The sequence below is a fragment of the Blautia schinkii genome (assembly GCF_013304825.1).
Taxonomy (GTDB): Bacteria; Bacillota; Clostridia; order Lachnospirales; family Lachnospiraceae; genus Blautia_A; species Blautia_A schinkii_B.
Genome location: NZ_JAAWUO010000018.1, coordinates 1 through 25484, shown reverse-complemented (window position 1 = coordinate 25484; position 25484 = coordinate 1). Strand labels below are relative to the sequence as shown.

General features: G+C 40.1%; 24 protein-coding genes. 21 read left to right on the top strand and 3 right to left on the bottom strand.

Features of this window, described 5'->3' with window-relative positions; all coding sequences use genetic code 11:
• The first annotated feature begins 17 nt into the window (after nt 1-17).
• From HFM85_RS13355 to HFM85_RS13280, 16 genes are all read left to right on the top strand, one after another.
• Nucleotides 18-1472 (top strand): hypothetical protein, encoded by a 1455-nt coding sequence (locus HFM85_RS13355; protein WP_173738728.1) that lies wholly within the window; start codon nt 18-20, stop codon nt 1470-1472.
• Between the two features lie 13 nt (nt 1473-1485).
• Nucleotides 1486-2769, top strand: coding sequence for a glycosyltransferase family 4 protein (locus tag HFM85_RS13350; RefSeq protein ID WP_173738727.1), 1284 nt, complete (start codon nt 1486-1488; stop codon nt 2767-2769).
• Nucleotides 2766-3764, top strand: coding sequence for an acyltransferase family protein (locus HFM85_RS13345; protein WP_173738726.1), 999 nt, complete (start codon nt 2766-2768; stop codon nt 3762-3764). Before HFM85_RS13350 ends, HFM85_RS13345 begins: the two co-directional genes overlap by 4 nt.
• Nucleotides 3765-3779: 15 nt before the next feature.
• Nucleotides 3780-4598, top strand: a complete 819-nt coding sequence (locus HFM85_RS13340) for a hypothetical protein (RefSeq protein ID WP_173754682.1) — start codon at nt 3780-3782, stop codon at nt 4596-4598.
• 10 nt (nt 4599-4608) lie between these two features.
• Complete coding sequence (locus HFM85_RS13335; protein ID WP_173738724.1) at nt 4609-6060, top strand: flippase; 1452 nt, start codon at nt 4609-4611, stop codon at nt 6058-6060.
• 10 nt (nt 6061-6070) lie between these two features.
• Nucleotides 6071-6685, top strand: a complete 615-nt coding sequence (locus HFM85_RS13330) for a VanZ family protein (RefSeq protein WP_173738723.1) — start codon at nt 6071-6073, stop codon at nt 6683-6685.
• 142 nt (nt 6686-6827) lie between these two features.
• On the top strand, nt 6828-7991 hold the full coding sequence (locus tag HFM85_RS13325; RefSeq protein ID WP_173738722.1) for an ATP-binding protein: 1164 nt from the start codon (nt 6828-6830) through the stop codon (nt 7989-7991).
• A 518-nt stretch (nt 7992-8509) separates the two neighbouring features.
• The gene (locus HFM85_RS13320; RefSeq protein ID WP_173738721.1) at nt 8510-9676 is read left to right on the top strand and encodes a hypothetical protein; all 1167 of its coding nucleotides are present in this window, start codon (nt 8510-8512) and stop codon (nt 9674-9676) included.
• Between the two features lie 91 nt (nt 9677-9767).
• The gene (locus HFM85_RS13315; RefSeq protein ID WP_173738761.1) at nt 9768-10670 is read left to right on the top strand and encodes a sugar phosphate nucleotidyltransferase; all 903 of its coding nucleotides are present in this window, start codon (nt 9768-9770) and stop codon (nt 10668-10670) included.
• Nucleotides 10671-10890: 220 nt separating this feature from the next.
• The gene (locus HFM85_RS13310) at nt 10891-11910 is read left to right on the top strand and encodes an AraC family transcriptional regulator (RefSeq protein WP_173738720.1); all 1020 of its coding nucleotides are present in this window, start codon (nt 10891-10893) and stop codon (nt 11908-11910) included.
• 48 nt (nt 11911-11958) lie between these two features.
• The gene (locus HFM85_RS13305) at nt 11959-12507 is read left to right on the top strand and encodes a dTDP-4-dehydrorhamnose 3,5-epimerase family protein (protein ID WP_173738719.1); all 549 of its coding nucleotides are present in this window, start codon (nt 11959-11961) and stop codon (nt 12505-12507) included.
• Nucleotides 12390-14117 carry a recombinase family protein gene (locus HFM85_RS13300; protein WP_173738718.1) on the top strand — a complete coding sequence of 576 codons (1728 nt, stop codon included), beginning with the start codon at nt 12390-12392 and terminating at the stop codon, nt 14115-14117. The genes HFM85_RS13305 and HFM85_RS13300 overlap by 118 nt, the downstream gene beginning before the upstream one ends.
• 146 nt (nt 14118-14263) lie before the next feature.
• Nucleotides 14264-14647, top strand: a complete 384-nt coding sequence (locus HFM85_RS13295; protein ID WP_173738717.1) for a hypothetical protein — start codon at nt 14264-14266, stop codon at nt 14645-14647.
• Between the two features lie 400 nt (nt 14648-15047).
• Nucleotides 15048-16034 (top strand): Abi family protein, encoded by a 987-nt coding sequence (locus HFM85_RS13290; protein WP_173738716.1) that lies wholly within the window; start codon nt 15048-15050, stop codon nt 16032-16034.
• A gap of 497 nt (nt 16035-16531) precedes the next feature.
• Complete coding sequence (locus HFM85_RS13285; RefSeq protein ID WP_173738715.1) at nt 16532-17230, top strand: MerR family transcriptional regulator; 699 nt, start codon at nt 16532-16534, stop codon at nt 17228-17230.
• Nucleotides 17220-17537: a hypothetical protein gene (locus HFM85_RS13280; protein ID WP_118578261.1), complete on the top strand. Its 318-nt coding sequence runs from the start codon at nt 17220-17222 to the stop codon at nt 17535-17537. Before HFM85_RS13285 ends, HFM85_RS13280 begins: the two co-directional genes overlap by 11 nt.
• A gap of 165 nt (nt 17538-17702) precedes the next feature.
• Here the strand turns inward: HFM85_RS13280 and HFM85_RS16790 are convergent, their stop codons facing one another.
• Together HFM85_RS16790 and HFM85_RS13270 are read right to left on the bottom strand one after the other, a co-directional pair.
• Nucleotides 17703-17915, bottom strand: coding sequence for a hypothetical protein (locus HFM85_RS16790; protein WP_408609594.1), 213 nt, complete (start codon nt 17913-17915; stop codon nt 17703-17705).
• The gene (locus HFM85_RS13270) at nt 17888-18043 is read right to left on the bottom strand and encodes a hypothetical protein (RefSeq protein ID WP_173738714.1); all 156 of its coding nucleotides are present in this window, start codon (nt 18041-18043) and stop codon (nt 17888-17890) included. Before HFM85_RS13270 ends, HFM85_RS16790 begins: the two co-directional genes overlap by 28 nt.
• Nucleotides 18044-18293: 250 nt before the next feature.
• Between HFM85_RS13270 and HFM85_RS13265 the strand changes: the two genes are divergently transcribed.
• From HFM85_RS13265 to HFM85_RS13245, 5 genes are all read left to right on the top strand, one after another.
• Entirely contained in the window at nt 18294-19271 is a 978-nt protein-coding gene (locus tag HFM85_RS13265) for an AAA family ATPase (RefSeq protein ID WP_173738713.1), read from the top strand.
• Nucleotides 19272-19281: 10 nt separating this feature from the next.
• Nucleotides 19282-21123, top strand: a complete 1842-nt coding sequence (locus tag HFM85_RS13260) for a recombinase family protein (RefSeq protein WP_173738712.1) — start codon at nt 19282-19284, stop codon at nt 21121-21123.
• Nucleotides 21116-21820 (top strand): integrase, encoded by a 705-nt coding sequence (locus HFM85_RS13255; RefSeq protein ID WP_173738711.1) that lies wholly within the window; start codon nt 21116-21118, stop codon nt 21818-21820. The genes HFM85_RS13260 and HFM85_RS13255 overlap by 8 nt, the downstream gene beginning before the upstream one ends.
• A 54-nt stretch (nt 21821-21874) precedes the next feature.
• Nucleotides 21875-22357 carry a hypothetical protein gene (locus HFM85_RS13250; protein ID WP_173738710.1) on the top strand — a complete coding sequence of 161 codons (483 nt, stop codon included), beginning with the start codon at nt 21875-21877 and terminating at the stop codon, nt 22355-22357.
• A 1032-nt stretch (nt 22358-23389) separates the two neighbouring features.
• Nucleotides 23390-25201, top strand: a complete 1812-nt coding sequence (locus HFM85_RS13245) for an AAA family ATPase (RefSeq protein WP_173738709.1) — start codon at nt 23390-23392, stop codon at nt 25199-25201.
• A gap of 69 nt (nt 25202-25270) precedes the next feature.
• On the opposite strand, the gene HFM85_RS16095 is transcribed toward HFM85_RS13245, so the two are convergent.
• Nucleotides 25271-25484: hypothetical protein (locus HFM85_RS16095; protein WP_207718916.1), on the bottom strand; the 214-nt coding region annotated here is incomplete at its 5' end.

The window sequence follows — 25484 nt, the reverse complement described above, 5'->3', positions numbered from 1 at the left end:
GCTTGGCAGGAGAAATTATGAAAGAATCATATTTTGAGGATAGAGAAAAATCGAAATCAAAAATTGCACTAACAGTTTGGAATTATCTTATAATTGTGTGCATTGTTACGGCATTCTTTACTGCAATTTATAATAAGTCCAGTGGTTTGGTTGATAATCTTTTTGTACTACCAATTGCATATTTTGTGTCATTGTGTTTTTCGAGAAAAGCCTTTAGGAAGCAGCCGGGGTTAGCTCTTGTAATTATTGAAGTGACGATGTTCTGTCGTTTTATAATGATACCAATATTATATGCATTAACTGATAATTATAGCGGAGTTAGGATTAGCAGTCAGTTAAATGAAGCAGTGTGGTACATGGCGTATGAAGAGATTGCCGTTGGTGCAATCATGCATTTCTGGTCCTCAATAGTACATAAACAGAGTTCGTTAGATCGAAATACTGAAACTGAGGAGAAATTTGTTCGCCCTCTTACTGTTACAATAATATTATTTTGGTTTTTTATTATAGCTGTGAATTCTAAGTTGAGAGGATATTTATTTAATTTTTCACTTTTAACGCGAAGCGAGATGGGAATTATGGGCTATATAACTACACAAGAATATTATTCTGACATACCTGGCATTTATAAGGCCTTTTTTCATATTGGTTTGTTGGTGCTTTTCACTGTTTTAATTGATTTGATTGCCCGTTATGTGACAACTAAGTGGATAAAAGTACTTTTTCTTGGATTGATATGCGTTGGGTTTATTTCTAGCATGTGGACAAGTGGATTTTCAGTATCAAGATGGAATATGCTTATTGCAGTAATTGTGTCGGCGTATGCGCTTATTCGTGTTTTTCCCAATAAGACCAAGGCAATAGTGACAATAGGCATTGTTGGGATACTCATGGTGGTACTCATGGGATCAGTTCTTAAAATTATGTCATTTGGTGAAACTAATGTAAAAGTATCTGATGCTACTGGAAAGTATTTTACGGCTGAATATTTCGATGAATATTTTGAAGGCATTACCCCGGTTGCTAATGGAATGGTGACAGCTGAACAATATAATAATGAACGCGGCTTAGCAGGAATTTTAGTCGATTGTTTCTTTAATTTTCCATATGCAATGAAAATTTTAGGACTTAGTGATTTCAAAACAGCTACATCATACTTTCAAAGCTCAGTTGGAAGGGCAGACTTTATTATTCCAGTCATAACTGAATCTGTTATGCAATTTGGTAAAATACTTTCACCATTGTATTCTTGTATTATAGTTTGGCTGGCACTATGGGTTGATTTGAAGAGAAGTCGGTCAAGAACTTTATATCGAAGATTGTTTTATACAGTTATAGTATTCTGGCTATCTTTATTTATGGCTGTAAGTACTAATACTATAGAAGCAAATATATGGTATGCAGTTATTGGAATTTGGTTGATTGCATTAGAAGAAAAATTTAGGTTTACAATTTCACATAGATTACGTTGAGTGGAGAAGTATAATGAGAATAATGTGGACAGTGTTTGTCACATTTCCAGAAGTGGCAGACAAAATAGGAAGAAAGTCGGAATATGCGTGTACATGGGCGCGCGCGTTGGCTGCAAAATTAAGATATAGAGACGATATTGAACTTGCAATTGTTTCAGTTGCAGATGAGGACAGTGTAAAAAAGTTTCGTGTTGATAATGTGGATTTTTATTTTCTGCCTAATGGAAAAGAAGTCATGAGAAGTGGTGGCGGAGAAAAAATACGAGAGTCTTGGAAATATATTATTTCGGACTTTAAACCGGATTTGGTACATATTCATGGAAGTGAATCAATGGTTCCTTATGAATTGATTAAGATGAAGCCTAACGTACCGCTTTTTCTTACGCTACAAGGAATTTTGTCTAATTACTATAAAGATGCGTATGCTGGGATGGAGATGAAAGACATTATTAGAACCTATTCATTGAGGGATATTGTCAGACATTCTGGTATTATATGGGATAGAAAGAAAGAAATTAGACGTAGTAGATATGAAAAGGAAATGTTGAGAGGCATTCAGTATGTAGGCGGAAGAACTACGTGGGATAAAGTTTCCTCTTTAGCAGTTAATCCTGAAACAAAATATATTTATGCACCAGAATTAATCAGACCAGAGTTTTATCAGGCAACACGTTGGGATGTCAATAAAATCAGACATCACAGGATTTTTATGCATCAAGGATTTAAGCCAATCAAGGGACTTCATATTCTTTTGGACGCAATGAAAATCTTAAAAAAACGGTATCCAGATGTTGAATTGTATATGTCTGGAAAAAATGTAATGAGAAATTCAACTGTAAAGGAAAAACTTCTTCAACCAGGATATGTTAAATATTTATTTGAAAGAATACGAGCCAACGAGTTGCAGGAGTGCATACATTTTACGGGAATACTTGACGCGGAACAGATAGTCAACGAATTAAAAAAGGCGAATGTAATGGTTTTGCCGTCCGCGATTGAGAATAGTCCGAATTCCTTGTGTGAGGCTCAGTTAGTTGGAATACCGTGTGTTGCCAGTTTTGTAGGTGGAGTTCCAGAGATGCTTCGCGATGGAAAAGATGGGTATCTTTATACATTCAACGAGCCATTAATGTTAGCAGAGTATATATCTAGAATTTTTGATTCAGACTCTTTGGCTGAGCAATTTTCTAAATCATCGTATGAATGGATTAGAAGCCGACAGGGTGAAGATGCTGTAGTAGATAAAACAATAAATAATTACAAAGAGATTATAGACGATTGGAAGAATAAATTGTGAAAAAGAGAGATGAACAAATAGATGTAGCAAGAGGAATTGCAATCTTACTTGTAGTTTTAGGACATAGCTTTTATTCTGTCGAAAGTCCATTGAATAAAATTATATTGACGTTTCATATGCCCCTTTTCTTTTTCCTCTCAGGTTTAGTTGCGAAAATTGGAGATAAAAGAACAGGGGGCAGGTTCGTTCTTGGTAAGTTGAAAACAATTCTTTTGCCACAAATCTTATTAGGGTTGATTTCATACATATACTATGGATTGTTTACTGTCGTGATGAAAGGTAAAAGTTTAGCTGAAATTGATTTTCTATATCAATTTTGGAGATATTGGTTTCTTCAAGTCCTTTTCATAGTAGTAATTTTATTTTATTTTATTTCGCGGATGGTGCGTATTACAAGCATAAAATACCAGATGATACTTGGTGGGTTATGTATTGTTTTAGGAGTGTTGTTTGAATATAAAATAGAATGGCCTGATGAATCACTTTTTTATATAAATGTTGTCCCAATGGCGTTTTTCTTTTATTTGCTAGGATTTGCGTGTAGAGGTTTTTTGCCAAGTCAATTAAAACGAATTTGTAACCGGAAAGAAAAGAAGATTCTATTATTGATTGGTGAATTATGGATATTGTTGGTTTGTGCATTATGTAATTCTAGCGTTACAATGTACAATAACAATTATGGAAACTTTCCCGTGTTTATAATTGGAGCCTTAAGTGGAATCACGGTTGTTTGGATAGTTGCAGATTTTATGCGAAAAAATGTGTTCTTTAATTGGTGTGGAAGGAATTCTATTATTATATATGTGTGGCAGTTCGTGCTAACTCAATTCTTTAAAAATGTAATAGAAATGTTTTTCACAGTGGCACATTTTGAGTGCCCGGATATTATAATGACATTATCTGTTTTTATAGTATGTGTTCTGGTGGTGATTCCTATTGTTATATTTAGTAATCGTTTTATTCCAGAACTATATGGCAAGAAAAGAATTAACTAATTTGAGGGTATAAGGATGAATGATATATATGATTTAATTCAAGCGGAGTATGAGAAAGATAATTATAAGATTGAATACAATAACTGTAAGAATGGATTGGCGTATATTTATTGCTCCAGTAATGCCTTGTATGAAAAAGATAATCTTCAGTCATTTAAAGATAAAATAATTGGAGGAAATCGTTATGAGTGGTCTAATTTACGAGCCGAGTGTAAACCTGAATTAGAGATATTCATTCGAGATATTTGGCTTTCTTGGTATGTTAAAGGAATTAATAGTAGGGTTAATACTTATGATAAGCTGATTGATTTTATTAGAAGTATAACAAAAGGATACACTATTCGATGTGTAGGGGCTTCATCAGGTGGATTTATAGGTTCAATTCTTGCAATGGAATTGAATGCAGAAATATCATATTCTTTTGCTGGGCAGTTTTCATTAAGTCACCATTTTGATCATTTAGAACAAAATCCGTACCTTAAAGAATACTGCACTACTGGAGAAAAGAAATACATTGAATATTACACACGAATTCCAGGCTCATCAACGAATATCTTTTATATGTTTCCAAATCGTTCCAAGCAGGATCAAGAACAGTATGAGTTGGTTAAAACAATGAATCAATTACATACGATAAAAATAAATATAGATGAACACGGAGTAGCGATATATCCGTTTGCACTTCCGAAATATCTTTCCTATAATCTTCATGAAATTGAAAAATTAGCGGGGGGGGGCAGCATGTCCAAAATGAATGCCTCAATAAAAATTGGAGGATGGTCAAATTTCATTAGATGGGCGACAAAAAAGATATTAAAGATGATTAAGAGGTGATAGTTTATTTATGGAAAGAAAAGAGAAGTCTATTGGAGTCAATGCATTATTGAATGGATTGAAAACAATATTATCAGTTATATTTCCACTTATAACATATCCTTATGCTGCACGTGTTTTGCAAGTCGAGAATATGGGAAAAGTGGATTTTTCAAATTCTGTTGTGAGTTATTTTGTGCTGATTGCAGGCTTGGGAATAGCAACATATGCAATCAGAGAAGGAGCAAGGGTACGAGATAGCAAAGAAGATCTTGAAGCATTTTCCAGTGAAATGTTTTCAATCAATATAATATCTGTTGCGATTTCAATTATTGCTCTTGTTATTGTGGTCGTTGCTGTTCCTAAGTTTCACTCGTATATACCTTTGATTGCCGTTCAGAGTTTGGCGATATTTGGTAATCTGATTGGTGTGACATGGCTTTATTCGATTGTCGAAGATTATGCATATATTACGGTGCGTTCTCTCGTGGTACATATTATTGCTTTAGTGTTGCTGTTTTTGTTTGTTCATAATGAATCTGATTATGTTCCATATGCAGCAACAACAGTTATTGCTAATGCAGGTGCCAATATTTTTAATTTTTTTCATGCTAAAAAATATGTAAAGATACGTTTCACAAGAAATCTTAACTTGAAAAAGCATATTAAGCCAATCATGATAATTTTTGCATCTACGGTTACAACGACAATATATGTTAACTCAGATAAAACAATACTTGGCTTCTTGTCTGATGAATTTCATGTGGGCTTGTATTCAACATCTGTTAATGTTTATACTGTGCTGAAAAGCTGTATAGCGGCAGTTATTCTCGTGGCGTTACCAAGATTATCTAATTATCTTGCAACAAATCACAAGAAAGAGTATGAAAAAACAGCAATTGATATTTTTAAGATGTTCATGATGATATTGCTTCCAGTGATGGTTGGAATATTTGTTACATCTGATGCTGTAATTGAAATTATCGCTGGAGCATCATATGCAGAAGCTGCAACATCGTTAAGAATTTTAAGTGTGAGTTTGGCGTTTTCAATGATTGCAACGTATTATACTAATGCTGTTTTACTGCCAATGAAACAAGAAACGGTCGTTTTAAAAGGAACTATAATGAGCGCAGTTCTGAATATTGTTTTGAATTTTGCTTTAATTGGAACTCTCAAACAAAACGGAGCTGCATTTACGACTCTTTTAGCTGAAGTACTAATGTGTGTTTATCAATACTTTTATGTGAGGAAAGTATTAAGAATAAAGGTTTCTTTGCACTATGTAATAAGTCTGCTTATTGGATGCATTGGGATTATTATTGTTTCTGCTGTTTGTGATGTTTTTTTGACTTCATTTATCGTAAATCTTATTGTGAAAATTTTAATGTCGATTATAGTATACATCACTGCACTCTTGGCATTAAAAAATGATGCAGCACTTTCTATGGTTAATGGATTCTTGATAAAGATAAAAAAATAAGGAGAGACAGATGTATGCTATAGTAGATAAAATTTGTGTCAATATCATCTCGACACTTTATCAATATTTATTTGTATCTATAGTTATGGCGGCACTTTTTATGCTTTTGTATACAGAGTGGAAAAAGATTGGATTGAAAGCAGTGCTTAGTAATTGGATGAACGAATTTAAAAAATCCAAAGAATATAGAAGAATTTATATATTGGCGGTATACACTTGCTTAATTCTTTTTAGAACCATATTTTGTCGTCAGATTTGGGGGAATCCAATAGGAAATGTCCTGGGAAATTGGAGTTTTCATTTTTCTGACGGCACCTTAAGCACAGAATTAATAGAGAATGTTTTTCTGTTTATTCCGTTTTCAATGCTTATGCTTTGGGCATTAAAAGATAGAATTCTCAAAGGAAAGAAGGGATTTTTGCAAATCTGTTATAGGACAATTAAGATTTCCATTTTATTTTCGCTTAGTATAGAAGTGTGTCAAATTATCCTTCGTGTCGGAACTTTTCAGATATCTGACTTAGTGAGTAATACAGCTGGGGGATTGATAGGTGGAATCATATATTGGGGTTGTTATAAACTAAAAACTTCAAGAGCTGGTTCGAGGCACATATCTATGGAATAATAGATAATAGAAAAGACCGTGTGAGATTGCTCACACGGTAGCTGCTCAAATCTTCACACACCTCTCCGTGGTGAGCAGCAGGCAACGGTCTTATGACTGGCTGAGATGTGAAGAAGTAACTCTGGATAGGAGGAATAAACACATGAAGATAAATAATAAAGAATTTGGAGAATGGACTGCGGATGATCTTCAGGTCCTTCTCAATAATGATGCCTATCGAGAGAATAATTTTATTGATTATAAGGTGAATTTTGCGCCACTTGTAGATAAGTGCAACAAGAGGGAGAAACAAGCTGAGTTCAGAAATGATGTTTGTTCCTTCGCAAATGCAGACGGAGGATACATATTTTATGGAATCGGAGAAACTTCTGGAGTAGCCAGTATATTAGCGGGGATTTCGATTCCTAATATTGATCGCTTTGAATTGGATCGCCGGAATGAACTACAGGCGATTCGCCCAACTGTACCGGATGTGGCCTTTTCGTTCATTTCATTACAAGATGACAAATATATTGTGGTACTTCATATTCAACGAGGACTGTACAAACCATATATTACAGAAGAACCAGAAGGACAGTTTCATTTCTACATAAGGCATGGAAACAAAAAGCAGGCAATGAGTTATACAGAGATACGAAATGGATTCTTAAACGCTGCAATGCTGTCAGAAGATATCAAGAGCTTTAGAAAAGAACGACTGGAAGAACACTTTACAGAAATGAAGAAACCATTTGCACTTGTACAGGTGATTCCAGCCACATTTAGAAGTGATTGCGTTCCGATGTATGATCTGTACAGAGAAGGAAAGTTGAATTTTGATGATTTGTTTAATGGCATGATTTATGACCGTGCGGTTCCAAATGTGGATGGCGTCTATTTTCCTGATTACTCTGAACAGCGGGATTTTGAGCAGCTACAGATTTTTAACAATGGTGCTGTTGAACTAAAAATGGATTTTCAGATAAGAGAACAAAATTCAAGAAGCCAGCAACTAAAAACGGAACGATATTTGATTATATTTGACTTCGTAGAAAAACTCAAGGGATTGATACAGGAAACATCACAAATGTATCAAAAATTGGGGCGTTCAACTGCGATGTATGTTTGCGTAACTATTGTTGGCTGCAAAGACTTATGGAACTATACCGTAGATGCATATGGAGCGAATACACCGACGAAAGTAGACCGCAATCAAATTGTTTGTACTCCAATCGAAATTCGGAATATTCAAGATGATGAGCAAGTAAGGGAAAGTATAGAAAACAGTATTCGGGTGACGAAGTATTCACTTGGGATAAGAAAATAAATGCTTGATAGTGTTTGGCATTCTGAACGTGGTTTAAATGGAAACTACTTGAAATTGATATATAAATGCATATTAAATTCAAAATTTTAGGGTCAGACCATATGAACACAATATGGACAAAAGTCAATAAATTATCGGATAAAATAGCATTGAGCTAATAGTCGATATTAAACAGGTTGCTGATACAGCGGATATGATATGTAAGGTTGGATGCCTGACACCCTTTATTCTGATTAGGTGCCAGGCATTGGAAACGCCGAGCCCATTGTTAGAGAGGCGTTTGCATAGTTGTAATAGACAAGTGGACTGAAATTTCAATATGGATTGGGAAAATAAATTTTTTAAAAAAGATGTTTTTTAATCGTTTTAACATAATTAAATTCTCCTTTCATAATGGATGCTGTGAAGTGGTGCTATATTGTTTGTATCATAAAATAGATTGTGCATCAATAAAGAGAAAGTATTATTTTTTTACTATTTCAGAATGAAAATGAGTAACTTTGAAATGGAGATGAGTAATGAAAAGCGAAGATTTGTTAAACAGATTATTAAATGCCATAGGGGCAAAAAAATTTGAAGGAAATGACATTTATTCACGAAAAGGCATAGGAATAGAAAAAAACTTGAAATATAGTAGTTCTTATTTTTATAATCGTTTAAAGGCGGAAAAACCGGTTAATAGTATGCTGATAGCAGAATTGCAGGAAGTATATAAAAATGTTCTAAACGATAATACAGGCTATTCTGCAGAAACAGTTTCCAAAGCATTATGTGATTTCTATAAGGAAAACTTTCAAATAAATGCGGATGTTTTTATATTTAATGGTGATGATGGAAGACAACTGCGGGCTGAAAAAGAAGTGTTCTGGAAGGAAACCATAGAAATGCTTTTGCAAAAGGCAAATGGTTTGTATGAATTTTCTGCGACAGCCCAAGATTTTAGGACGATTTTCGATACGCAAAAGGAATGTGTAAAGAAGTATAGCGCAGGTACTCATACGGAAGCTATTTTGGAACATGAGGCGGAAGCAGGAGAGGTCGATGATTCTGTGAGGGAGTTCTACTGTGGTTCCTATTATTGCTTTTATGCCGCGTCCGATTCCGATGGAAAAATCAGAGGCGGTAAAATAAAAATATATCCGGATGGATTAAAACTGAAAGTGCGGCTGATTTTACGGATTTCCGAAGAGTATTTGTTGGATGAAGAAGGATTGAACAAGGTCTTGGAAGGAGAAGATGGATCGGATAGTTATACCAGCTTGAAAAACTATAAAGCACGGGAAATGAGTAATGATCATTATGATGCAGGCCGTTGTGAAGTGTATGAAGGAGATTTTCGCGTTTTCAGAACTCATATTAGAATAGATTTGAATCATAAAGAGAGAGGGTATTGTGGATTTATTTTATTACATCGCATCAGTTCTGCAACGCAGAGAAATATGCAGGGGTGCCTTGGCTATTTGATGAACATGCCGGATACGAATTCTATTTATATGAGAAAAATAGCAATTAGTTCTTATAAATTTTCACTTAATGATTCGGAATTATGGAAATATATCGGAGTATCCGGTAAAAAAGCTTATTTGGAAATCTCTAAATCTCATAGCGATAACAATCATAAATTTTATACTTATGTGTGGGAAAGCATTTTGAAAAGTAAGAGGGAGAAGGAAAAATTAAGTTAGCATATGAAAAAACTGTTGGAGTCAGAACACCCAAAGGAAAAACAAAGCTTTTCTAAAGAAAATATAAATTAAACAGGGAGCAAAAGATATGATGAACACAACATTACTTATCATGGCGGCCGGAATCGGAAGCCGATTTGGGACAGGAATCAAACAGTTGGAGCCGGTGGATGATGCTAACCATATCATCATGGACTACTCAATCCATGATGCGATTGAGGCAGGTTTCAACCATGTAGTATTTATCATCCGTAAGGATATCGAGAAAGAGTTCAAAGAGGTTATTGGTGATCGCATTGCTTCCATTTGTTCTTCTCATAATGTAACTGTGGACTATGCATTTCAGGATATCAACGATGTTCCTGGAGAACTTCCGGAAGGTCGTACAAAGCCGTGGGGAACTGGACAGGCAGTGCTTGCGGCGAAGGACGTAATTAAAACTTCGTTCATCGTCATCAATGCAGATGATTATTATGGCAAGGAAGGCTTTAAGGCGGTTCATGAGTATCTGGTGAATGGCGGCAAGTCCTGTATGGCAGGCTTTGTGCTGAAAAACACACTGTCTGATAACGGTGGTGTGACTCGTGGCATTTGCAAGATGGATGAGGAAAACAACCTGACCGAGGTTGTGGAGACCAAGAATATTGTAAAGACTGTGAACGGTGCAGAAGCGGACGGTGCGGCTGTGGATGTAAATTCTCTGGTATCTATGAACATGTGGGGATTAACTCCAGAGTTCTTGGATGTTCTGGAGCAGGGCTTCAAAGAGTTTTTCGAGAAGGAAGTACCTGAAAATCCGCTGAAAGCAGAGTATTTGATTCCTATCTTCATCGGTGAGCTGCTGGGGCAGGGGAAAATGTCCGTGAAGGTTCTGAAGACCAATGACACTTGGTACGGCATGACTTACCATGAGGACGTTGCAGCAGTAAAGGATAGCTTCAAGAAGATGCTGGAGGACGGCGTGTACAAAGCCGATTTATTTGCAGATTTGTAATAGAAGAGTTTTGCTTGAAAGATTAAAAGAGTAATATTTGACTGCATAGATTTGAGGACTACATAAATGAGTGAAGCTATAGGGACACGAGAATTTGCTGAAAAATATGGTGTAACGCAGGCTACGGTTTCCAAGTGGTGCAGGAAAGGTAAAATTCCAAACTGCAATCAAGATGGAAAAGGATCGCCGTAGCATATTCCCAAGGATGCCGTTCCACCAGTTGGATATAAGCGAAGGAAAAAGTGATGCAAGGGAGGACGAGAAGATGGACGAGTTATTCAACCCACAGTCCTCGTCCGTGACATTCTCCCGAATCCTGTACACACCGTCCACGTTTGCGCGGACATCGTTACTGCATCTGCAGGAGGTCGGATCGTTGCAGGCCATCCATCCGCACACCTCGACGAGAACGAACCTGACCTCGTTTCTGTGCTTTGTTGTCCTGTCCGGAAACGGAACCCTCACCTACGAAGGAACGACCTATGAGCTGGCAGCCGGGGATTGTGTGTTCATTGACTGCCGGAAAGCGTATAGTCATTCTACCGGATACAGTACTGACGGCAACGATACCAGCAAAAACAACATCAACACACCCGTCTGTGAAAAAAGTACTGACACCTGTGAGAAAGACACTGCGACTTCCCAGAGCACTGATTCACCCACTTCTCTCTGGTCCATCCAATGGTGCCATTTCTATGCCCCGTCCCTGCCGGCCATCTATGAGAAGTATAAGGAACGAGGTGGCAGCCCTGTGTTCCATCCCGATGATTCCGCCCCTTTTACCACCATCCTTACCGACCTCTACAGTCTGGCTTCTTCTTCAGACTATATAAGAGATATGCGGATCAACGAATCGTTGTCCGCCCTGCTTACATTGCTTATGGAGCAGTCATGGCATCCAGAGAGCAAGACGGTGAGCCGGAAAAGGCTGGAGCTGGTAGAGATAAAGAATTATCTGGACGAGCACTATACGGAGAGAATAGTGCTGGACGACCTAGCCGAGAGGTATTACATCAACAAATACTATCTGACGAAAATCTTCAAGGAAACCTACGGTAGTACGATCAATGGGTACATAATAGCGAAGCGGATCACAAGGGCGAAACAGCTGCTGAGGTTCACTGATATGACTGTGGATGAGATCGGAAACGCTGTGGGCATGGGAGATGCGAACTATTTTTCTAGGACGTTCCGGAAAGTGGAAGGGATAAGCCCAAGAGAGTACCGTAAGCAGTGGTAGAGAATGTGGCTCACATACATATAGTTTGTAACGTGGATGGAAATACAAATGGTAAAAGTGGAAGAACCCGTAATAATTGAAACGAAGAAATATGAAGATTTCCGTGGGTGGTTATCAGTGTCGGCAGAAGACTTCCATGTAGTCCAGATCAACCAAGGCTACAGCAAAAAGAAGTTTACACTGCGAGGTTTGCATTACCAGGAAGGCGAACACGCACAGGCCAAGTTGGTATCCTGTCTGCGTGGGAGCATATTTAATGTGGCTGTGGATCTGAGACCCGGAGAAACATATAGTCATGCGTATGGAGAAATCCTGTCTTTTGAAAATCAAAAGCAGATGTACATCCCGCGAGGCTTCGCTCATGGCTATCTGACATTGGAAGATGACACCCTGATGCAGTGGTGCGTAGACAATGACTTCTGTGCAGAAGCAGCAAGAGCCGTGCGGTACGACTCGGACTTTGCTTGGCAGACAGATGCGTGGCCTGCTGGGGAGTATATTGTTTCCGAGAAAGACAGGAATGCGGAAAAATTTCCATTCTCTATTGTCAAGACTATGTATGCGGACAGACGGCTAATCGTATTGCAAAGGAACTGAATGAACTTGGCAGAAAGACGGTGAACAAAAAGAACTGGTCGGCAAGTTCTGTACTCACGGTTCTTCGGAATGAAAAATATGTGGGAGACATTGAGATGCAGAAGACCATCACAAAGGATTTTCTGACCTACCGTTCCACGATCAACAAAGGCGAGGCACCTCGCTATTATGTAGAAAACCATCATGTCGGTATTATTGATCGCAGTACATGGGACAAGGCTCAGACGATGCTTTACGAAAAGCCCGGCAAGGTTGGAGATTCGATACCGGCTCAAAAGAAGAAGAGAGGATACATTGGCTCGCCATTTGGAAATCTGATCTGCGGTGCGGTTCTTGAACACGGAGAAAGAGCCGGAAAAGAATGCGGGGAAGGATTCTTCCGTGTGACCTATACAGGCGTGGCAACCGGGTACACGGATGATCGAAGCCTTGCAGCAACCGGTGGAGATATGGATACTTACCTTGAAAAGTACGCATACGCTTATCCCGTGTGGCGGTGTAAACAGAAGATGGGAAAGCGGGAGGGCGAAAAGCCCAGACAGAATGGAACTCCGGACCAGAAGCTGTACTGCAGGGAAAAGCACGGGAGATTGTCAGATGCCGAGAGAAAAGCAGCCAATGAAAGATGCCCTTCGGAAAGCATCCATGAATGCGCACTGGAACAGAGTTTTATGGAAATGCTGTACCGCCTGAAACGGGATTATGAGAAAAATCATGAGGCTTCGGAAATAAGCATTCTTTTTCAAAAAGCCTGTGAACAGATGTATCAGCAGATGAAAGGAAACAGCGTGTCAGTGGAAAGACTGGAAACGCTGGATGCCCAGATAAAGGAGCTGGAAGAAAAACTGCAGGAGACGATCGGCCGTCAGGTTACTGCCATGCGGGATGCAGTATTGGAGCAGAATTTGGAACTGAATGAATCGCTGGCGGAGGGCAACATCACATTGGACGAGATTGACAGTGATATCCGAAATGGGCTGACGGGAAATGATATTGGTACGAGCTTCTACCATGCTGAATATGAAGAAGGGTCTGAAATCGAAGCCTATGCAAGTCTGGCAAAGGACATCCGGCAGCGAATTGAGAGTTTCCGGAAGGAAAAAGAAACGCTGAGTCAGGAACAGGGAGCCCTTACAGTCATGAAGAAGAATTTTGACCTATTCATTGCCTGCCTGAAAGAACTTCCGGAGCAGAATACCGCCGAGATGCCGCTGAAGGTCAATGGGCAGGATGTGCAGGGAAGCCTTTTAAGGGATGTGGATGGAAAACCGATTGATGGCGCAGTCGCCAACCTGAATCGGGGAAGGATGAAAATGACACCGGATAAGATTGCAGAAGCACCGGATCTTCTTCATTTTGAAAAAGGCATTTACTGCGCCTTTATCCAAAAAGGAACTGTAACGGGCGACATTGTGACCTATGAGACAAACTTTGGAGTGAAGCTTCTCACCTGTGGCAATCAGCGGACACTGACCAGTTTTCTGGGATTTAAGAAGTGCGATTTGAATGGAGTAGTGACCCTTGTGGATGCCCCATATCGAGTGTATGACAATACCGTGCAGTATCGAGGATATCTGAGAAGTAAAGCAAAACGAGAGCAGGCTGTATAAAGGAAAGAATGCCCTGTCGGATGTGTGGAAATGCATACCGGCAGGGCTTTTTTGCTTTGCACGGATTTTTCATCGTACATATTGCTATGTGCAGAGTTTTGGTATATGGTGAGGATACAGAAATACACATAGCAGGAGAGATTGACATGAAAAAGTTAGCTTGGCTGTCCGTTGAGGATTATGGAACAACAGTGATGGAGATCATTGTGGCAAGTGCAATGAAAGGCTATCTGAGGCGGATGCCAGAGAAAGAAGCCTTGAAAAAGGTGGAGAGCATCATTGAACCAAAGGTAATCCAACTGTTCGGTGAAGGCGGCGAACCGATGCCAGTGCAAAGCTATGTTGATGGGGCAAAGTTCGCTGCGTTCATCGATGAGGCTGTGGCGGATTCGATACGAGAACTGGAAGTGAGGAAAGATGATATGTCCGAAGTCAGTATTGCTGTTTTGCAGAATGTAGAGGGAAAGAGTATGGTGGAGACAGTGAGTTTTATTGGAGATGCATATCGAAGCATGAAATATGCGAAGTGAAAACGGCGTCTTTTTGAAAGATTTTTAAATATAGTTGATATTTTGATCGAATTTGAGTACAATATAGAAGAAGTAAAAGATGCCGTGTGGCGACACGTTAAAGCTGTACTCTGGATGGGGTGGTTAATTACCGGCACTTTGTGATGCTCGGTATAGCATCAAACCCACACCAGGGGTATATGGTGAGTCCGCATCGGGGACTTAAATTACTGATGACTGGTGATGCCCGACAGGATATCGAAGCTGACAGCTAGCATAAAATCGCCACTGACTATGAAATATACTCCAGTGCCCGATGGAACTGGAGTTTTTCTATATTCACCAAAATAATACTATTATGCTTTATCAGATCTTAAGAAAAGGAGCACTCTAACAAAAGAGTTGGAAAGAACGGTTTAAGATGAGTAATAAAATAAATAAACCAATGATGACCTCAGAGTCGCTTGTTGCAAAAATGAGGGATGAAAAGGGAATTACATTTAAGTATGTTACTGAAGAAAAAGCAGAAGCATACCTGACGGATATTAACAACTATCTTCGTACAGCTGCATATCGACAGAATTATTCTAAATATACCCGTGGTGTTAATACGGGAAAGTACATAAACCTTGATTTTGCATATTTACAAGAAATGTCAACAGTTGATATGCATTTTCGTTTTCTTATTAATAGAATGTGTCTTGATATAGAACAGGTCTTGAAAGTAAAACTGGTAAAAGATGTTTCAAATGATGCAAATGCAGATGCTTATAAAATAGTTGAAAATTTTTTATTAGGGAATTCATACATAGTAAAGAGTTTGGAATCAAGAATTATGTCTCCGTTTACAGGTGATTTAATACAGAAATACTTTGATGTACAAAGGGTGTATAATCCGAGTAAGGGGCGGCATGAACACATAATTCAAGGATATGATGATTGCCCAATATGGGTTTTGTGCGAAGTTCTAACGTTTGGAGAATTTTTGCGGCTTTATGATTTCTACTATGGAAATACAGCAGCAGTTTCCGGGGCAATTCTTGGATTAGTAAGATGTCTGAGGAATGGATCAGCACATAACAATTGTTTACTGGCAAATTTATCACACGGTACATCAAAACCTCCGCGTGAGATTAAAGATTACGTTAAAAAGATGGGGTCTATAACAACATCTCAAAGACAGAAGAAGCTTTCCTGTAGACCTATGCTTGAGTTTGTCGCATTAATTTATACATACGAATTAGTTGTGACACCAAAAGTAAAACTTCATAGAAGTGAGGAATTGTATAATTTGTTCTTTAAAAGAATGTTAGAGAAAAAGGGCTTTTTTAAAGACAATGATTTGATAAAAACAAACTATGAATTTGCAGGAAAAGTAATATGTGAGTCATTGTGCAGGCAAAAATAATTCTCTTGAAAACTTTGCATAGGGGTTGACTTTCAAGAAAAAATCGCATATAATAAGAGCAACATCAAAAAACTGATTACAGTTTTTGCACGGGGCGACGTTACGACGGCGTCCTAGTTTTTTATACAGAAAATTTTTGTCACAGAGATGTAACTTTTGGTGATAAGATGTCTGCCCGCTGGCACACTGTGTAGAATCCCTACATGGAACGCTGGTGGGCTTTTTTGTTCCCATCCACATGAATCACAGACATCACCCAGAAGTGAGCCGAAGTGTAGCTGTGGCTTAGGAGAAAGCATCATAGAGACTATGAGCCCGGAATTTGTAGGATTCCTTGGAGATGCATATCGAAGCCTGAAATATACAAATCATTAAGGAAGGTCTTGAAATAAAACTGGAATTGAGTATTCTTAAAAATAGAAAAAATGATATTTAGGGCTTGACGGGGACAAAGTCCCTATGTGCTATACTCGGTTTCAGAAAGGAGGTCGAATGTTATGAGACCAAAAGAAATACAAGAAAAATTAGGCATTGATGCAGAGCGCATAAAACTCTTTAAGCGTGAGGGCATCTTCAAACCAGAACATCCACCGGTGGGAAACAAGGCAACGGATTATACGGAAGCAGATTTCAAAAATCTGCAGAGGATTGTTGTCCTTACAAAATCCGGCTTGACCTGTGGAGATATAAAAAGACTTCAAGCAGGAGAAATCAATCTTGAACAGGTAATTCATGAACGGAAGCAGTATATCAATGATGAACTTGAACGAAAGCGGAATGCCTTAAAAATGCTGGATAACCTTCTGGATGACAGCGCAGAATTTGAAACTTTCCAGACGCAGCATTATTGGGACATCATCAGCGAAAAAGAAGCAGCAGGCGAGGAATTTATCGATATCGAGGATATGTATGGATATCGACCGGTTTCTCTGGAAAGAGCAGTCAAATGTCCTCATTGCGGTCATGAAGAAAATGTTGACCTTGAGGACTTCATGTATGATGAAAGTTCTTACGAAAAAGAAAATGGTATGGGACCGGATCTTGTGTACAGCTTTAATTCTGAAGATTGCTATGAATGTCCAGAATGTGGCCACACATTAAAAATCGAAGGCTGGATTCGGGAATACCCAATGGGAGCGTATGATTCGGAAGATATAAAAGTAGAGGATTGTGGGGGTGATGAAGATGACGAGTGAGGAAAGAGAACTGCTGAAAAGAATGGATGCCGGAGAACTGGACGGCATGGTTGGGGACATGTTTCAGACAGATGGGGGTTCAACTGTCTGGACGATAATTAAAAATGGGATTCCCGTCAGATTTAAGCAGGGACCTGGAGGCAAGTTTTTCAACGGAAAGGAAAATGAACGATACGAGGGAGTTCTTCATACACTTGCAAAATGGATGACTGATGAAGAGCGATTGGACTTCTTGAGAAAATTTGGATGGCTTATCCATGATGCAGCAGTAAATGCTTACAGCGCAAAGTTTAAGCCGAAAAAATAAATAAATGACTGCCCGCTGGCGCACTGTGTAAATCCTACATGGTACGCTGGCGGGCTTCTTTTTTTGCCCTGACCCGCATGAACCACAGACAGCATCCCGGTTTGAGCCGAAGTGCAGCTGTGGCTTATGCGGGCTTTTTTGTTATGTGGTCAACGAGTTACAAAATCAGACTCCCAGGCCGTATAGGATTGCTTTCATTTCCTTTACCATCCGGGTGAGAATTTCCTGTTCGATTTCATTGCAGTCCAGAAGCAGACGGTGAATCTCTGAGTCTGCGGTGGAAGCAGAGTGCGTCAAGCTGTCCACCAAAAGGTCTTCTGCGGATAGGCCAAGAGCATTGGCAATATCAATCAATGTGTCGAGGCTTGGACGGCTGATTGCCGCTTCAATAACGCTGATAGCTTTCGGGTCATACTGAGCTGTTCACCCAAAGCTTCCTGGGTGATACCAACTTGTTTACGGGCATTTGAAATACGCTTGCCCAAAGCTTCATAATCAATAGCCATGTGTTTTCTCCTTATGATGCCCGCATAAGGCAGTACGATTATCTCGCAGGAAAAAATACATAGCAACTGAATAAGAAAGATTTTAAGGCCACAAAAGCATACACCTCTATCTGTTGTGTGGTCTAAGGCTGTTTTGCTACCTGTTATGTAGCAAAATACGAAACGTGCTACATGATAGGTAGCAGTCAAATCGTCATATGCACCTTATAATATAAATGTAGAAAAAGACTGCAAATGGAAAGGAAAGACGATGGCGGGAAAAGGTGAAACAGGAATTCTTACATTATACAGTGATGTACAGGCGACTTCTGTTCGCTGGCTGTGGTATCCGTTCATTGCAGTTGGAAAGATCACATTGCTGCAAGGAGATCCCGGAGACGGCAAGTCCACAATGATGATGAACTTGATTGCGGAACTTTCTAAAGGCGGGAACACCCCGGATGGGAAACCAATCGGGATGCCGAAGAAAGTCATCTACCAGTGTTCGGAGAACGGTGTGTCAGATACCATCAAGCCCAGACTGGAAAAGTGCGGTGCAGATTGCAGGAATGTGGCATTTATAAATGAAGATACATACAGCGGGCTGACGCTGGATGATGAGCGCATCCGGCAGGCGATTATAGAATTCCGGCCGCGTCTGGTAGTCATCGATCCGATCCAGGCATATCTTGGAAGCGATTCTGACCTCCAGATTGCGGGCAGAGCCAGAAAGCTGATGCACCGGCTTGGTATGTGGGCATCGGTATATGATTGTGCCATTGTGCTGATCGGTCATCTCAACAAAAAGGAAGGAACTAAAGGTCTGTATCGGAGCCTTGGCAGTATTGATGTCGTGGCTGCGGCCCGGAGTGTCCTGCAAGTAGAGCGCGACCCGGAAAACACAGACATTCGTATTGTTCGGCAAATCAAAAACAGTCTGGCTCCATCGGACGGTGAGATTCGATTTTCCATAACAGCAGAAGCAGGATTTGAGTGGCTGGAGTGTGAGGTTACACCAGATCCATACGCAGAACCGGGAATGCCGGATTTTGAATCAAAGTCAAAGAAGGCGGCATACTTGATTAAAAAGTTGCTTTCTGAGGGTGACATGAGATCAAGGGAAATCTATATGCGGATGAGCGATGAGGGTATCAGCCGCAGGACCGCAGAAAATACAAAAAAGGAACTCGGCATCCGAAGCTATCGGAAAATGCGCCAGTGGTATTGGAGCATAAAGCCGGAAGAATGAGAGGAAGTACATGATAAGTAGTGAAGTGGAAGCGGTAGACCGCAAGCAAAAAATCAGAGATCGGTATAAGGGCGTGGATGTCTCCGAACTGGAAGTCATCCCGGCAAAAACTGTGGAGGGGCTTGAAGAAAGCACCTCTATTCGGCGTGTCGCAGCCTATGTCCGTGTTTCCACTGACAATGATGAACAGACTTCCTCGTATGAGCTTCAGAAGAATTATTATACCGAGTACATCAAGGCACAGCCGGGATGGGAATTTGTCGGTATCTACGATGACGAGGGCATCAGCGGCCCATCCCTGGAACATCGGAAGGGAATGCAGCAGTTGATCGAGGATTGCAAGGCCGGAAAAATAGACCTTGTCCTTACAAAGTCCATTGCTCGTTTTGCACGAAATATCGTAGACTGCTTATCTGTAATTGAAACACTGAAAAATCTCACCCCACCTGTAGGCGTGAAATTTGAAGCTGACAATATTTATACCTTGGATAGCAATGGTCGCATGATTCTTACCATCCTGGCATCAGTGGCAGAGGAAGAATCCCACTCCAAGTCTATCATTATGAACTGGTCCATTGATCGTCGTTTTAGTCGCGGTCTGTTCCTGACTCCGGCTCTGCTGGGATATGATCAGGACGAGGAAGGCAACCTTGTGGTCAACCCGGAGGAAGCCCAGACGGTAAAGGTGATCTATTACCTGTACTTGAACGGATTTTCTCTTAAAGAAATTGCAGAGCTGCTGACGGACTATGGGCGAAAGACAAAGCTGGGGAACGCAGAATGGAATTCGAGTACATTGGCTGGCGTTATCGCAAATGAGCGTCATTGCGGTGATGTGCTGGCTCGAAAGACTTACACGCCAAATTTTTTGACGCATAAATCCAAAAAGAACAATAATGACCGGACACAGTATCGGCAGCGAGACCATCATGAGGCAATCGTGTCCAGAGATGTCTTCAATGCGGTCAACCACCTGAGAGCATCCAGAAGTTACACGAGGAAAAATCGGCCTCTGCCGGTTTTGAGCGTGGTTGATGATGGAATTTTGCGTGGATATGTTCCGTTTGATAAAGACTGGACTGGCTTTTCGTCAGAAGAATACCGGGAAGCATCTGAAAGTGTGATGCAGGAGCCGGATGATTCTGTCGTGACAGATGTGAAAAAGCGGCTCGACCTGACGGGATATGAGGTGGTTCGGGCCCAGTACTTTTCAACGATGCAGAATCCGGCAATGACGATTTCCAACGGGAAGCTGCGTTTCAACACAGCCTGTCTGAAAAAGTTTGAAGATGTGGAATATGTGGAACTGCTGTTAAATTCCGTTGACCGCTGCGTTGCAATTCGTCCGTGTGAAAAGAGCAATCCTAATGCGATCCGCTGGGGCCGGCTGAAAGAAGGATGCTGGTGTGCCAGCACACTTGGCTGCCGTGGTCTGGCAAAGACTCTTTTTGACATCATGGAATGGGATGAAGACTTGCGTTATCGGTTCCGTGGGCAATTCGTGGAGGATGGCGATAATAAGCTGATGCTTTTTGAACTGGATGAGCCGGAGATGATCAAAGTTGAAGAAATCGTTTTGCCGCCCAAGGAAAATTCGGAAGAAGCAGAGGGCGAAACGGTTAAAAAGACGATTTACATTTTCCCACCGGAATGGGCAGGGACTTTTGGACAGCCAATCACAAGTATTGCACAGGTCGGCATTTTACAGCAGGAGCATTATGCTGGAAACTGGGATGTGCTCCGACCGGCAGCAGAGATAGAAGAAATGAACACTTTTACCGCAGATGGTCTGAATGCACTGCTCCATGAGGCGGAAGAGATAATGGAAGGATGGACTGAAATAGATGAATGAGGAAAATACAACAAGTATGCCGCCAGAGGGGCAGGCAGAACAGAATGATAGAGATGCAAGGGCAGAAGAATTGGAGAGTACTTTTTCGTATGATGGATACCAGGTCGTGCGGAAAGAGCTGTTTGCTCATCTTCGTGACCCTGCCATTGTGATCCGCAAGGACAGCATCACATTCAACACGGCCTGCATTACTGGGGTGGAGGATGTGGTTTATGTGCATGTTATGTTCAATAATGATTTGAAGCGCATTGTTGTGCGTGGGTGTGATGAAAACGACAAGGATGCTCTGCGCTGGTGCATTGCTAAGCCGGATAAACGCAAGAGCAGGAAGATGAGTTGCAAGCCTTTTGCGGAGTTGGTCTATAAGGAAATGGCCTGGGACAGTGAATGTAGATATAAGGTGCTGGGGTACAGGATTACTTTTGAAGGGGAAACTCTGTACGTTTTTGATCTGCTTGTGCCTGAGATTTTCCATGAAGGGCAGAGAAGGAAGAAAGGTATGGCCGCTTCTCCGAATAACACACCAGAAGAAAAGCCTGTAGATACCAGAAAGGGATTTTACCCGGATGATATTGAGGGTACTTTTGGCGTACCTGTAGAAGAACATCTAAAAGAATCTGAAGTCCAGCAGATGGACGGATATGTATCGATGGGAATTTTGACAGGAAAACCTGTCCCCGAAGTTGGAGCAGATTAGGGGATATAAGCAAACCAAGGGGGAAGTGCGCTCATTTTTAAGGAGGGGAGAGAAGTGCAGGAAAAAGAACAAAAATGGTATTCAGGTATGCTGGGAATGACATTCAATGCTGATGAGGGAAGAATTACGATTTTCCGAAGTACGCTGGAAGCTTTGGGCTGGCCTTCGCATTATCGTCTTCTGTATAATCGAGAGAAAAAACAGATTGCTGTGCAGGCGTGTGGCGCAGCGGATTCCGGATCACATCGAGTGACAAAAATGAATGAATCCAACAGTTGTGAGATTAAATGCATGGCTTTTTCAAGGATGATTTATCAGGATGCACGATGGTCATTCCGAAGATCATATCGATTAACAGGAAAATCATTTGCGAATCAAAAACTTGTGAGCTTTTCTATACGGGATGCGATTCCGATTGAGAGCGGAGAAATCGTGGACGAGGCTGTAAGCCCCACAGTTGCCCTGTGTCGGGAAGAAGGTGCGCAAGCGGAAAACAATCCAAGTCCGGTAATAAAAGCCGACAGTGGGGCAGTGTGAGGGGCGTGTGGTGAAGCAGGAAAAAAGCAGCCCACTGGGTCGTAATCCAACTGGCTGATTCTTCACAGCAAGCAGGAAAGTGACCGTGTAGGCTGGGTGATAAGTGATTTTTCTCACCTATCTATATGTAGTAAGTGAACTTAATCACTTATTGGTGCAGTCGGAAAAGTGAGTTTTTCTGTCACCCAATGATGTTTACATCCGACAAGAATAAGTGAACATAATCACTTATGAAGATGAAAAAGTGAGTAAAATCACTTTTTTGAAATAAGTGAGCTTTTTGAAAATTGAATAGAAAAATAAACTCCTGAGAGCTACTGATCTTTTGATCGGCGGCTCTTTTCTTTTTGCCAAAAATCCGGCCGGAAAAGCGAAAATGTACCTACATAGGACGGAAAATGGACATTATACTCCACCCTGTTGCTATTTTTCCGGCGAATTAGAGGTGGTGGAATTACGACAGTAAGAAGAAATTTTTCGACACAAGCGCAGTCGAGGCGGTCATCAAGCTGGTGATTGCTGTATTATGTAGTCAATCACACACCTCTCCGTGGTGAGCAGCAGGCAACGTCTATATGGACGGCTAAGATGTGAAGGAAAATGGAAAGAAGGTGAATTTATGACCGATAATCCAGCAATGAAAAAAGCGTTGATTATGCAGTCATTTGCGCCATTATTTCTGATTTTGTTGATAAAATATTTTGACCTTAAATTGTTTCATTTATGTAAGAAATTTTCTGACATAATTCTAAATAATCCAATTTACGCTTTGACAAAACTATCTTGACAATCAGCGAATGCAGGATCAGATGGAGAAAAGAAGGAAAAATAGAATTATTTTGAGTTGCAGATATAGCGACACTCGATTTAGGCAAAAAAAACTGGAAGTTCACACAAAAGTACACAGGGAGGGAATGATTCTTAAGCATTTTCGCTTTGAACGAAATTAAAACGAAAATTTGAGTTGATATATTTCGCTATGCAAGGTATACTTACAATAGATTATCGTTTGGAGGTTATTAACGGTGCATTATGGACTATTTATCTTGCGCTGACACTGCTGAAAAATTGAGGATTACAGTCCGTAGAGTCCAGCAGATGTGCAAACAAGGAGAACTTCCGGGTGCTGTAAAAGATGGCCGGACGTGGTTGATTCCGGTAAATGCGGTTTCCGAAGATTTAAACGCCCAAAAGAAACCTTTGCCAATAGGTGTTTCTGATTTTAAGGCTGCGACCATTGGTTATTACTATGTAGATAAAACTCTGCTAATTCGCGATTTTCTTGACACAAAACCAATGGTGTCGCTTTTTACTCGTCCGCGACGTTTTGGTAAAACGTTGAATATGGATATGCTTCGTGTCTTTTTTGAGAAGACCGAGGAAGATACTTCGGTTTATTTTAAGGATAAGCAGATATGGCAGTGCGGCGATTTTTATACCAGGCATCAAGGACAGTATCCAGTCATCTTTCTGACATTTAAAGATGTGAAATGCCTGACGTGGGAAGAAACTTTTCAGAAGATTCGTATATTGATTTCTTTGGAGTTCATGCGACATAGCGAGCTGGAAAATAGTTCTGTATTGACCACATATGAAAAAGAACAGTATCATCGTTTTGCCAGTGACAGTGCTACAGAAGTTGATTGCCAAATGGGATTGCAGCTTTTGTCAATGCTTTTGCATAAGCATTACGGCAAGGAGTGCATTATCATTATTGATGAGTATGATACGCCGATTCAGCAGGGGCATAATTGCAATTTCTACTTGGAAATCGTAAACTTCATGCGAAATTTTTTCTCAGGAGGTCTTAAAGATAATCCACATTTGGCTTTCGGATTTCTTACAGGAATTTTGCGTGTAGCTAAAGAAAGTATCTTTAGTGGCATGAATAATTTGAAGATCAATTCAATTTTGGATGAAAGCTATAGCGAATATTTTGGCTTTACAAAAGAAGAAGTGAAGGATATTTTGAGCTATTATGAAAAAGCAGGAAAATATCAGGAGATTTGTGATTGGTACGATGGATATCAATTTGGTAATACTGAAATTTTTAACCCGTGGTCAGTGATTAATTACATTGCAGATAAGTGCTTTCCCAAAGCATTTTGGCAGTCTACAGGTAGCAACGAGATCATCGGAGAAATCATTTCGACGGCTACACCGGAAACTACAGAAGATCTTTATAAGTTGCTCTGCGGTGAGAAAATTACAACCTATATTGATACCAGTGTGACTTACCCTGAAATACAGAATAATCCCTATAGTATCTATAGCTTTCTGCTCGTTGCAGGGTACTTGAAAGTCGCGGCAGTCTACCCACAAAATGATGGGAATTTTATGTGTGATGTTGCAATTCCTAATAAAGAGATTGCGTTTGTGTATGAAAAAGAGGTTTTAAATCGCACAAATCAAAATAATGTCTCTATCTCCATCAGTCAAGCTATTTTTTCGGGAGATACGAAAAAGTTAGAGTTCCTTCTGGAAGAGTTTATGATAAAGAGCATTTCTTCTATGGATGGTGTGAATGAGGGATTTTATCACGGGATGATGTTGGGGTTATGTGCTGTTCTTGGAAATCGTTATCGAGTTCGTTCTAATCGTGAATCGGGGCTTGGACGTTTTGACATTCAGCTGATGCCTTTGGTGAATGGTATTCCAGGATTTCTTTTTGAATTTAAACATATTAATGATGCACATGTAGATTTGGCATCTTTAGCAGAGAAGGCACTTCAGCAGATTGATGAGAAAAAATATGACACGGATCTGCGTGATGCAGGTGTCAATTCAATTATTAAAGTCGGGATTGCATTCCGAGGAAAAAATGCTGTAGTGAAACGAGCGTGACTTATATCTCAAAATAAGATTTGCACTTTGTAAAAGATAAGGGAGCTGGCATATCTGACAGAAATTCTTTTAAAAAGAAGGAAAAAAAACGGCTTTTACTCCAAATGAGGAGATAAGACAGGAACTGACTGCTGTTGTAGAAAGTGAGGCATATGTTACAGATTCCAGATATATTGTGAAAACATGCGATGAATTAGAAAAACGCAATATATTATTCAAAGGGGAGGGGTGCGCCAGTTCGGTGCCAAATATATAACTGGTGGGAATCCAGTCTGGTAAGACT

Bases quoted from the DNA above. Each gene is read 5' to 3' on its own strand.
- HFM85_RS13295 (WP_173738717.1), top strand. From the start codon at position 14,264: ATGAAAAAGTTAGCTTGGCTGTCCGTTGAGGATTATGGAACAACAGTG.
- HFM85_RS13320 (WP_173738721.1), top strand. From the start codon at position 8,510: ATGAAAAGCGAAGATTTGTTAAACAGATTATTAAATGCCATAGGGGCA.
- HFM85_RS13330 (WP_173738723.1), top strand. From the start codon at position 6,071: ATGTATGCTATAGTAGATAAAATTTGTGTCAATATCATCTCGACACTT.
- HFM85_RS13335 (WP_173738724.1), top strand. From the start codon at position 4,609: ATGGAAAGAAAAGAGAAGTCTATTGGAGTCAATGCATTATTGAATGGA.
- HFM85_RS13255 (WP_173738711.1), top strand. From the start codon at position 21,116: ATGAATGAGGAAAATACAACAAGTATGCCGCCAGAGGGGCAGGCAGAA.
- HFM85_RS13355 (WP_173738728.1), top strand. From the start codon at position 18: ATGAAAGAATCATATTTTGAGGATAGAGAAAAATCGAAATCAAAAATT.
- HFM85_RS13350 (WP_173738727.1), top strand. From the start codon at position 1,486: ATGAGAATAATGTGGACAGTGTTTGTCACATTTCCAGAAGTGGCAGAC.
- HFM85_RS13260 (WP_173738712.1), top strand. From the start codon at position 19,282: ATGATAAGTAGTGAAGTGGAAGCGGTAGACCGCAAGCAAAAAATCAGA.
- HFM85_RS13265 (WP_173738713.1), top strand. From the start codon at position 18,294: ATGGCGGGAAAAGGTGAAACAGGAATTCTTACATTATACAGTGATGTA.
- HFM85_RS13325 (WP_173738722.1), top strand. From the start codon at position 6,828: ATGAAGATAAATAATAAAGAATTTGGAGAATGGACTGCGGATGATCTT.
- HFM85_RS13305 (WP_173738719.1), top strand. From the start codon at position 11,959: ATGGTAAAAGTGGAAGAACCCGTAATAATTGAAACGAAGAAATATGAA.
- HFM85_RS13285 (WP_173738715.1), top strand. From the start codon at position 16,532: ATGAGACCAAAAGAAATACAAGAAAAATTAGGCATTGATGCAGAGCGC.
- HFM85_RS13270 (WP_173738714.1), bottom strand. From the start codon at position 18,043: ATGGCTATTGATTATGAAGCTTTGGGCAAGCGTATTTCAAATGCCCGT.
- HFM85_RS13340 (WP_173754682.1), top strand. From the start codon at position 3,780: ATGAATGATATATATGATTTAATTCAAGCGGAGTATGAGAAAGATAAT.
- HFM85_RS13290 (WP_173738716.1), top strand. From the start codon at position 15,048: ATGAGTAATAAAATAAATAAACCAATGATGACCTCAGAGTCGCTTGTT.
- HFM85_RS13245 (WP_173738709.1), top strand. From the start codon at position 23,390: ATGGACTATTTATCTTGCGCTGACACTGCTGAAAAATTGAGGATTACA.
- HFM85_RS13280 (WP_118578261.1), top strand. From the start codon at position 17,220: ATGACGAGTGAGGAAAGAGAACTGCTGAAAAGAATGGATGCCGGAGAA.
- HFM85_RS13315 (WP_173738761.1), top strand. From the start codon at position 9,768: ATGAACACAACATTACTTATCATGGCGGCCGGAATCGGAAGCCGATTT.